Source organism: Thioalkalivibrio sp. AKL6, assembly GCF_000376905.1.
GTDB lineage: Bacteria > Pseudomonadota > Gammaproteobacteria > Ectothiorhodospirales > Ectothiorhodospiraceae > Thioalkalivibrio > Thioalkalivibrio versutus.
Genome location: NZ_AQXS01000008.1, coordinates 423,974 through 433,372, shown reverse-complemented (window position 1 = coordinate 433,372; position 9,399 = coordinate 423,974). Strand labels below are relative to the sequence as shown.

Annotated in this window: 8 protein-coding genes; 1 reads left to right on the top strand and 7 read right to left on the bottom strand. The window is 66.8% G+C overall.

Annotated features, from left to right (window positions below; genetic code table 11):
• On the top strand, positions 1-696 hold a 696-nt coding region (locus D575_RS0105130), incomplete at its 5' end, for a lipopolysaccharide assembly protein LapB (protein ID WP_026182055.1).
• Here D575_RS0105130 and D575_RS0105125 read toward each other — a convergent pair.
• From D575_RS0105125 to D575_RS0105095, 7 genes are all read right to left on the bottom strand, one after another.
• Positions 678-1,640: a PEP-CTERM sorting domain-containing protein gene (locus D575_RS0105125; RefSeq protein WP_026182054.1), complete on the bottom strand. Its 963-nt coding sequence runs from the start codon at positions 1,638-1,640 to the stop codon at positions 678-680. The two genes, D575_RS0105130 and D575_RS0105125, sit on opposite strands and share 19 nt — an antisense overlap.
• A 483-nt stretch (positions 1,641-2,123) precedes the next feature.
• Positions 2,124-4,382: an RND family transporter gene (locus D575_RS0105120; RefSeq protein ID WP_018144843.1), complete on the bottom strand. Its 2,259-nt coding sequence runs from the start codon at positions 4,380-4,382 to the stop codon at positions 2,124-2,126.
• Positions 4,382-6,094, bottom strand: a complete 1,713-nt coding sequence (locus tag D575_RS0105115; RefSeq protein ID WP_018144842.1) for a LysM peptidoglycan-binding domain-containing protein — start codon at positions 6,092-6,094, stop codon at positions 4,382-4,384. The genes D575_RS0105120 and D575_RS0105115 overlap by 1 nt, the downstream gene beginning before the upstream one ends.
• Positions 6,072-6,887, bottom strand: a complete 816-nt coding sequence (locus tag D575_RS0105110; RefSeq protein ID WP_026182053.1) for an outer membrane lipoprotein-sorting protein — start codon at positions 6,885-6,887, stop codon at positions 6,072-6,074. The genes D575_RS0105115 and D575_RS0105110 overlap by 23 nt, the downstream gene beginning before the upstream one ends.
• Before the next feature lie 4 nt (positions 6,888-6,891).
• Positions 6,892-7,794, bottom strand: coding sequence for a ThiF family adenylyltransferase (locus D575_RS0105105; RefSeq protein ID WP_018144840.1), 903 nt, complete (start codon positions 7,792-7,794; stop codon positions 6,892-6,894).
• Positions 7,791-8,666, bottom strand: coding sequence for a PEP-CTERM/exosortase system-associated acyltransferase (locus tag D575_RS0105100; RefSeq protein WP_018144839.1), 876 nt, complete (start codon positions 8,664-8,666; stop codon positions 7,791-7,793). The genes D575_RS0105105 and D575_RS0105100 overlap by 4 nt, the downstream gene beginning before the upstream one ends.
• A 2-nt stretch (positions 8,667-8,668) precedes the next feature.
• The gene (locus tag D575_RS0105095; RefSeq protein ID WP_018144838.1) at positions 8,669-9,385 is read right to left on the bottom strand and encodes an acyl-homoserine-lactone synthase; all 717 of its coding nucleotides are present in this window, start codon (positions 9,383-9,385) and stop codon (positions 8,669-8,671) included.
• Positions 9,386-9,399 lie beyond the last annotated feature (14 nt).

Genomic DNA, 9,399 nt, shown 5'->3' with positions numbered 1-9,399 from the left:
ATTCGTACGCTGACGGCGATCTATCTGGAACAGGATCGCGTGGAGGATGCCCTGCAGTTCGTGGAGCGGGCAAGCCGTGACTACACCGGCGAGCCGGCCGACATGGCCGAGCTGCGCGGGCGACTGCTGCTGGTTGCCGGCGATTCCGAAGCCGGCATCGATGCGTTGCGCGACGCGGCTGCGTCGAGCCCGGGTTCGCAGGGTCTCCAGGAATTGCTGGCGGTGGCGCTGCTCCGGGGCGGGGAGACGGAAGAAGGTCTGGATGCGCTGCGCGCCGCCGGAGGCGGCGAGGCCTCGGCCCAGCAGGTGGATACCACGCTGGTGCTGTACCTGTTGCAGACAGGACGCTACGACGAGGCACTCGAGCGGGCACAGCGTCTGCAGGAGCTCCAGCCGGAAGCGGCCGGTCCGTTGAGCCTGCAGGACGGCGACGAGGGGGCAACCGACAGCACGCTTCTCCAGCTCCTCGATCGCATGCTCATCATTCCACCAATCGATGTGCCCACCATGATTGGACCAGCACACTGGACGGTTGGTGGCTGGTTCGCACTAGGGTCCATGAGGGCGGTAGTACCGGGCCGCGGATCGCGGAACAAAAAAAGGGCTCCCCGAAGGGAGCCCTCAACTCGATGCCCCGGGGGGAGGGCCATCAAGACTAGAAAGCGTTCTAGCGTCGGTTATGCGGCCTGGCGGTAGGCGGAGCGGCGGCGGATGCCACCGACCCCGATGAAGCCGGCCAGGATCAGCAGGGACAGGCCCATCAGCGCCAGGGTGCCCGGTTCCGGCACTGCGAAGCGCAGGCTGCCATCGTGGGTGGACTGGGTTTCGCTGAACAGGGACTGGCCTTCGCGGGTGTCGCCGTACACGTTGTTGGCATCGTCACCGAAGAAGGTCTCCGGCGGCGGTTCCTGGATGGTGCCGGCGCTGGCGAAGGCGGAGACGATGAAGGTCGGATTGCCTTCTTCGTCTTCCAGCAGGTCGGCGAAGTCGATGCCGTCGCTGGTAAACCAGAAGCCCGGCAGCACGTTCACCACCTCGAATTCGAAGGTGAAGGTCCCCTCGATGAAGGCCCCGCCCTGGCTGTCGAATTCCAGGATGCTGTTGCCGGACTTCAGGGCCATCTCCATGACCTGTTCGCCGGCGCTGTAGTGTGCCGCCGCCGCTTCATAGTCCTGACCGAAACCGGGCGTCACGCCGGACATGAACAGCTGGAAGTTGTCGGTGCCTACCGCGGTGTAGTTGGCGTTGACGACGTAATTGCCGCCGACTGTATCGGTGCCGGTCACCACGCCGCGGAGTTCGTCCCAGAGGAGCCCCATGGAGTAGTCGTTACCAAGGATGTCGCCGGACTGGGGTGCGGCCGCGTTGGTGACGGTTCGGTAGGACGTGGCATCGCCGTACCCGCGGTCATAGAACACATCGCCGACCTGAACCGGGTTGTTCGGGTCCTGAATGTACTGGAAGGTCTGAGTGTTCAGGTCGAACTGGATCCGGCGGACGTTTTCGACCGATCCGCTGTAGTTTGCGGTGGCGTCGAGGTTCATGTCGAAGTCGATCACCTCCGCTGCCGTCGCGGTACTCGCACCTGCGGCGAAAATGCCGACGCAGAGCGAAGCAAGAAGTACTTTTTTCGCGTTCAAGGTATTTCTCCTGATGCTCAATTTAAAACGATTCAACCATCGCCGGGGTTTGGCCTGGTGGCCGAGTCTGTTGCTGTCGCAGTTATTACAAAGCAGATGCCGTGCCAATCTTGGGCTTGAGAATTGATAGCTCATAACCCATTGTTGTTGCGATAGATATTTAAGGGGCTTGGCGGCGGGTTTTGCATTCGCCGCCGTGTGCGGGTGGTTTGCCCGCGATCTCGGGGCGGAACTGTAAAGGGGGTCGACGAAGGCTGGCGTGGGTTCGGGGCTTCAGGCCGATGGGCAGGGGTCCATGGGCAACAAGTTCCATAAAATCAGTGACCTGCCGGAAATGGCTACTTGTAAAGCCTATCGACAACGGGCCACGGGAGGCCCTTGGGACCGGCAAAGGACCGGGGCGACGGGCCGTTTGCGAGGGGGCGTGATGTGCGGGGTACGCGAACACCGAAAGACCGGTCGGGTCTGGCGGGCGCGACGGGTCTAGGCGGTACGCGCCCGCGACAGTCGATGCGCGACGACCAGCATGGCGGGGAGTACCAGCAGGTCGAACAGCAGGGCCGCGATCAGCCCGAAGGCGGTCAGCCAGCCAAAGGCGGCCGTGGGCTGGAAGTCGGACAGCGCCAGCAGCAGGAACTGAGCCACCAGCACGATGGTCGTGGCGGTAATCGCGCGACCGCTGCGGCGGAAGCTCCGGGCGAGTGCCCAGGCAACCGGACTGCCACGCCCGCGGCGCTGGCGATAGTTGTGCAGGATGTGGATGGTGTCGTCCACGGCGATCCCGATGGCGACACTGGCAATCATGGCCGTGGCCATGTCCAGCCAGATGCCCAGCAGGCCCATCAGGGCGAAGATCATCGCCACCGGTGCCAGGTTGGGGATCATGCTGAGGAGGGTCAGGGGAACGGAGCGCCACATCAGCAGCATCAGCAGCGTGATCATCGCCGCCACGGCATACAGGCTGTGGAGCTGGCCTTGAATCAGCAGGCGTTCCTGATCCGCAAACAGCCTTGCCATGCCGGCCATGTCCCACTCGAGATCGGCCGGTGGGTTGGCCTCCAGATACCCCCGCAGATCGTCCATCAGCGCGTTGATGGACCGGGCGCCGTGGGCGTTCAGGTTGAGCAGGATGCGGCTGCGTTCGAAGTCGCGGTCCACGGCATCGAACAGATCGCGGCCGTCGTAGATGAACAGGTACTGGGCGACCAGGTTGGGGTCGTCGGGGATCCGGCGGTAGTCCGGATCTTCCTCGTTGAAGGCCCAGTGCATCTCCGCGACCAGGTCCGGCAGGGACAGGCTGTAGTCGACCTCCGGTCGCTGGTCCAGCCAGTGCTGTACGCGCTGGATCGCCTGCAGTCGGCCCGGATCCTGGAGGCTGTCCCAGTCCGGGCCGTCGAACACCACCTCCAGTGCCATCACCCCGGAGAGTTCGCTCTCCACCGCGCGGGTGGCCTGGGTAATCGAGTGGTTGTCGTCAAAGAAGGCGTACAGATCGGTCTCGACCTCGACGTGTCGGATCTGCGGGATCGCCAGGGCCAGGAGGATGGCCGTGGCCAGCAGCACCCAGCCAGCCCGGCGGATTGCCAGGTGTGCCGCCAGCGCGGTCACGCGGTCGAGCAGGAGCAATCCGCGCTTGGGCGTGAGCCAGTCGCCGCGGTCCCAGCGTCCCATGATCGCCGGCAGCAGCAGCAGCACAATCGCCGCGGCGAGGAGGACGCCAAAGGCCCCGATCAGGCCAAAGGTCTCGATCGGCCGGATGCTGCTGACTTGCAGCGAGGCAAGCCCCGCCGCGGTGGTCAGCGCCATGAACCACGTGGGCCGGGCCACGGCGGCAAGCGCCGCTTCCACGCGCGCGCGCCCCTGATGGCCGCGTTGCGCGGCGTGCAGCATGGCGTTGAAGAAGTGCATCAGCATCGCCACCGTGAGCGCCGTCAGCAACGGCGGCAGGATGGCGGAGATCAGCGTGAACGGGCGGTCCAGTAGGATCAGTAGGGCGATCGCGGGGCCGGTCACCGCACTGATGGTGGCGGCGGACAGTACGACCACCAGCGGACGCCGGAACAGCCACCACAGGAGCAGGAGGCTCACGGTCATGGTGCCCGGAACCAGGAAGGCGAGGTCCTTGACCATCGCCCGGAGCTGGGCGACATCCAGGGCAATGTGTCCGGCAATGGCCGCCAGCTCGTCTTCCAGGTCATGTGCGCCGATCCGGTCGCGCAGCAGGCGTTCCAGTTGCAGGCGTTGCAGGCTGTTGTCGAGGGCGTGCGGGCGCACGATCACGGCGAGGGCCTCGCCTCCGGTGCCGGCCACCAGGCCGGGGGCGAAGCGATCGCGCAGCACCCGTTCGCGCCATTGTTCCGGGGTGCGTTCGTCCAGCGCCCGGCCGTCGACCAGACGATCCACCGTGAAGCCGTCCGCCGTCGCCCGGATGTGATCCAGGGTGGTGACCGACAGCACCCGTTCGACGGTCGGGTCGGCCTCCATGTCCTGTGCCAGCGCATCGATGCGCTCCAGGAAGTCCGTCTCGAACAGATCGCTTCCGGTGAACAGGCCGACCAGCACCTGATCCTGGGGGAAGCGTTCGCGCAGTTCACGATCGAAGGTGACGGCCGGGGCGTCCTCGGGGAAATAGGATTCTGGGGCGTTGTCCAGATTGACCTGCAGCAGGACGGGGCCGGGCAGGAGGATCAGCAGGGCCAGGATGCCCAGCGCGAGCAGGGGGTGCCCTCGGAGCCAGCGCATCAGAACTGACCCCGCCAGCCCGTTACCAGCATGCGGTTATCGCGATAGAAGCCCCCGGCGGTACCCTCGGCACCGTCCAGCCAGTGCAGGCCGATATAGAACTCCATGGGCTCGCGGGCAATCCACGCGAGTTCCGGGTTCAGGTAGATGTCGCGCCGGTTCAGGCCAACCGAGTACCGCATGCGGGCGCGCCAGTTGTGGCCGGCAAACGGGCTTTCCAGTTCCCCGGTCAGGAAGTAACTCTCCCGGGCATCCAGCATGTCCCCGGCATTCAGCAGGTGCTGGCCGGCCAGTTGCGTGGTCATGCGGAAATCTCCGTCCCCGGGGAAGCCCTCGGCACCGATCACCCAGTCGACGCCTTCCACCGTGGTCTGGCGCAGATCGTCCGCGCGGGTGACCGGTACATCGCTGAGCCAGGCGGCCTCGGCCCGCCAGGTCCAGGCGCCGATGGCAAAGGCGGTGTCACCGCCGACCACCCATGTGCGCGGGTGCACGGCCTCCAGCGTCGGGTCGCCGGCGGGCTGGCCCGTCAGGATGGCCTGGCGGGTATCGGCATCGAAGCGGTAGTAGGGCTGCGAGTGCCGGGCGCGCTGGATTGTTACGGCAAAGTCGGCGCCCCGCCCAGAGCGTCCCAGCCGCACCCCGGCGCCGCCGTTGCCGGAGACATCGTCGTCGAGCGTGGCCTGTTCGATCAGGGGCGCCAGTGCCGGGTCCTGCGGCAGCCCCAGCAGGCGGCCGCGGTTGCGGTCCACCGGGTGCCAGAGGCTGTCGCGATCGGGCAGCTCCGCCGGCCGGAAGATGGGCAGGAACACCAGGTCGGCGTGCCAGGGCCCCTCGAAGAATTCCGCGCGGATGGCGGGATTCGCGCGTCGGCGTTCGCCGTAGGGGGCCAGCCCGAAGCGGGTCAGATCCTTGGTGCTGAGCCGGTCGGTGGGCGGAATCTCGTCCACCCGTCCCCACAGGATGCGCTGGGTGCCGACCGTGATGCGCGTGCGGTCGCCGCGGTAACGCAGGAAGTTCTCGTCGTAGTCGGCGCGGGCCCGCGTCGTGCGCGGATAGTCGCCACCCTGTTGCGCCTGGACGTCCAGGCGGGCGCCCAGGCGCAGGTCCCAGTCCTCGTTCAGGTTGTGCCGGGCGCTGACCACGGCGCGCCCGTGCTGCACGTAATCCACGGGGCGCCCGGACGTGCCCAGGACCCCGAGTTCGACCATCGCCTCGTCGACGCGCAGGTCCCAGGCGGAGGTGCCGGTTTCGGTTTCCGCCTCTGTGTCCTCGTCCGGCCTGTCGCCAAAGACAAATTCGCGCCGTGTTTCGCCGTCGGGGGTGGCCGCAACGCTGTCCGCCGATGCCGAGTCGGTGGGCTGGGGGTCTCGCGGAGGTGCGGCGTGCGCTGGGTCGGCGGCCCTGGCCTGGCCGGCAGGGGTATCCGGGCTCGACAGGACGGCGCCCACCTGCAGGGTGCGTTCGTCGCCGGTGAAGGCGTGCGGATTGTGCTCGAACAGAAGCCGGACCGTTTCCTGGATGGAGGTGTGTTGGTCCGGGCGCAGGCGCTCGGCCAAGTCCCAGAGGGTGTCGCCCGGCTGAACCGTATAGGGACCCGGAGAGGCGGCCGCCAGGGGCAGGGGGCCCAGCACCAGCAACGCGGCGAGGGCCAGGGCGGGGTGCCCCCCGGCCCGGAGGCCGTCGGCGTTATGGGCGATAGGGGCGCGCAAGGCTCGGGTCCGACAGGCCGCGGATGGTGAACAACTCGCTCGGCAGCCCGCTGTTGTAGGTCACGTCCTCGACCTCGAGGATGGTGGTGCGGTCGCTGGCGAGATCGGTCATGGCGCTGCGGGTGACCGTCCAGTAGCCCTGGATGTCCTCGATCCGCTGGACCTCCAGGCGTTTGGACGGTTCGTCCCCCCCTTCGTACAGGTCAATTCGCAGCGGCAGCAGGGTCTCCTTGTGGATCCAGCTGACGCGCTTGCTGTAGACGGAGTTGCCGGAGTCCACGGGGATGCTTTCGAGGATAGTGACGGGCGCCCCTTCGTAGGTTTCCTCGCCCAGGATGCGATGGTGGTCCTTGTGTGGTTCGCGGTCTTCCAGATCCTCGAAATAGAGTTCCGACTGCACGAAGCTGCCGCCCCGGTTCTCGCTGCTGATGCGGCGCTCGCGCTGGATGGCGGGGAGATACAACCACTGATCGACGTCACCCCCGGGGTGGTTGTGGATCAGGATGGCGGTGTCGGCGATGTTGCGCGGCGAGGTGAAGCGGATGAGGTTGCGGCTGGCGCCGGGCTCGTCGCCTTCCAGGCGGTATTCGTAGCTTTCGCGTACCCGCTCGCGGCGGCCGCCGCCGGTGAGGGTCATGATGCCGCGGGTGACGGCGTCGTCGCCGTCCGGGCGTTCGTGCACTGCGCGCGCCAGATCGCGTGCCGCGGATTCCTCGGCCAGGGCCGCGGTGGGGAGGACGGTGGCCGACAGCAGCAGGGCCGTGCCGGCGAACATGGCGATCCGGTTCATCATGGCGTCATTGTACCCCCGGGGTCGCGGCCCGCTGTTGGGCGCGCTGGGCGTGCAGTCGCTTGCGGGCCATGCGGATCAGCAGGCGATGCAGCGGGTTGCGATTGCCGCCCGGGCGCCACGTCCGCGCGAGGCGCTGGCGGTAGGCATCGAAATGCACGCCCCGCGGGGCCCACGTGACCGTCCCGCGGCCCAGCAAGAGCTTGAGCACCTCGGTTCCCATGACGCCGGCGCACAGGTCGCAGGCCATGGGGGTGGAGGGCCCGCGCCGCGCGGCCAGGTCGACGGCTGACGGGTCGGCCAGGTAGCCCATCTGCAGCATGGCGGGGGCCAGGCCGATCATGAAACGAAGCGCCAGCTCCTCGTCGTCCAGGCCGTCGTGCAGGTCGAAGTAGGCATCGAAGCTCATCCCGCCGGGACGGAAGTTCAGGAGCGCCGCCCCCATACCGAGGGGCGCCACCGTGACGGCCGGGATGCCGCGCTCGGCGCAGGCCGCGAACACCTGGCGCCGGATGTCGAAGGCGAAGAAGTCGAGGCCATCGACATAGACATCCACGCCGGCGAGGAACGCATCGAGGTTGTCCGGACTGATGCCCTGCGGGAACGCGTCGATCTCGAGCTCCGGGTTGATGTCCCGGGCCATCTGTTCCAGCACCTCGACCTTGGGCCGGTCCAGGCGCGACAGGGCTGCCCCGACCTGACGGTTCATGTTGTGCAGTTCGAAGATATCCGGATCGGCGATGCGGAAGTGGCCGATCCCGAGGCGCACGAGTGTCAGCAGATGGGCACCGCCAACACCGCCCAGGCCCGCGATTGCAATCCGCGCCCCGCGCATCTGCTGCAGTTCGCTGGTGGTCACCCAGCCGACGGTGCGGGCGAATGCCGTCTGGTAGTCGAAGGCGGAGCTCAATTCCTCAACCCGTGGTATCCATTTTCAGGTCTCGTTGGTTGCGGGCGCCACGTCCGCCCGGCCGGCAAGACTTTGGGGCGCATGGGGGCAGCGCGTGGCCGGATGGCCTTCATCGGCATCGCGGTGGGGAGTGGATGTGGTCTGCGCAGCAGGGTCGACTCCACGTGCCGGCACAGCTCGCTCAGGGCACTGGATCGCCGGATGCTTTCGTACGCCTCCCCGGAATCGATATAGAATGCCGCACGCTTGCCGTGATAGTGCACGATCTCGCCGATTTGGGTGAACTCGAGTCCGGTGTGGCGCAGGATGCGGGCGAGTGCTGGCTCCATCATGGCAAAGGCATGCTGCTTGCGGTGGTGCACGCAGAGCAGGGTGGCGGCCACGAACAGGCTGACCGCCAGGATCGGGAATACGCGAACCTGGTCGGGCGAAATTTCCAGTGCCTCGATGTCGCCGAACGGTGTGGCCGTCTCGCCATGGCGCCGCCGAAACATGCCGTGGACGGCGAGGCGGGATACCTCGCAGATGTTGTCGCGGTCCAGCCGGTCGGGGCGCCAGGCGCTGTCGAAAAAACTCTCGCTGCAATGGCGTTCCATCGGCAATTGCGTGATCGAATCATGGGCGTCGACATGGACCACTCGCACACACCCGGCCGCCATGGCGCTGGGCTTGTGTTCCAGCAGGCAGTGCCAGGCCTGGGTGTCGTACTCGTCGATCTCCTTGTGCCCCGGGCAGTCTTCTTCACGCTCGAAGCCGAACTCCTTGCAGTACACCTGATAGCGAAGATGCTGGATCTCCTCCAGGCTTTGCCCGGTGCGCGTGGAGAGGTCGAAGTACCGATTGAACGCACTGACTACCGAGTCGCTTTCCACGACTAGTTTCCTCCTGCTACGAGCCCCGCCGTATCCGAGGGCGGACCCCATGGCTCGGGAGCTTCCGCATGGCGCGGCGTGCATTCCGGTCCGGGACTCTCCCATGCAGTGTAGTGCGGAACTTCCGAAAGTGCCGGAAGCTGCAATCGCTGCCGCCAGGCCTTCAGGGCCTCGCCCGCTTCGTCCGTGTGCGTCAGGCAGGGTATGCGTGTGCCGCGATGCCGGTGCGGCGAGCCACAGACCTCGACGGGCAGGCCATGACATCGCAGCAGTCGCGCGAGCGCCGGGCGCACCAGAAAGAACATGCGCAGGTATCCATGCCGTCGTGCGTATTCCTGCGAGGCCTGACACAGGTGATAAAGCACCTCGGGCGAGGCCCCGCGTACGATCAGTCGCGAAACTTCCACTGCCGGAACATCGGCGTCGGCCTCCACCTCCGGGAACAGTCGGCAGTTTGTCGTGGTCGGCAGTGGGCGCTTGCCCGGGAGGATCAGGCGCATCGCGCCGACCCAGCGCGTTTCCGGCGGGCGACCCTCGTGGCTGATCAGGAAGTGTTCGGCATGTTCGTCGTAGGCGTCGCGCTCAATGCCCTCCGGGTGCTGCTCGGCGGGTTCGAACCCGGTTTCGCGGCAGTACACCTCGTAACGCAGCCGGTAATGAATGCGTCGGGCGGCCTCCGACCGGGCGAGGTAGGTGCGGATCCGGCCGGGGCTATCCATCTGATCGGGCGCGT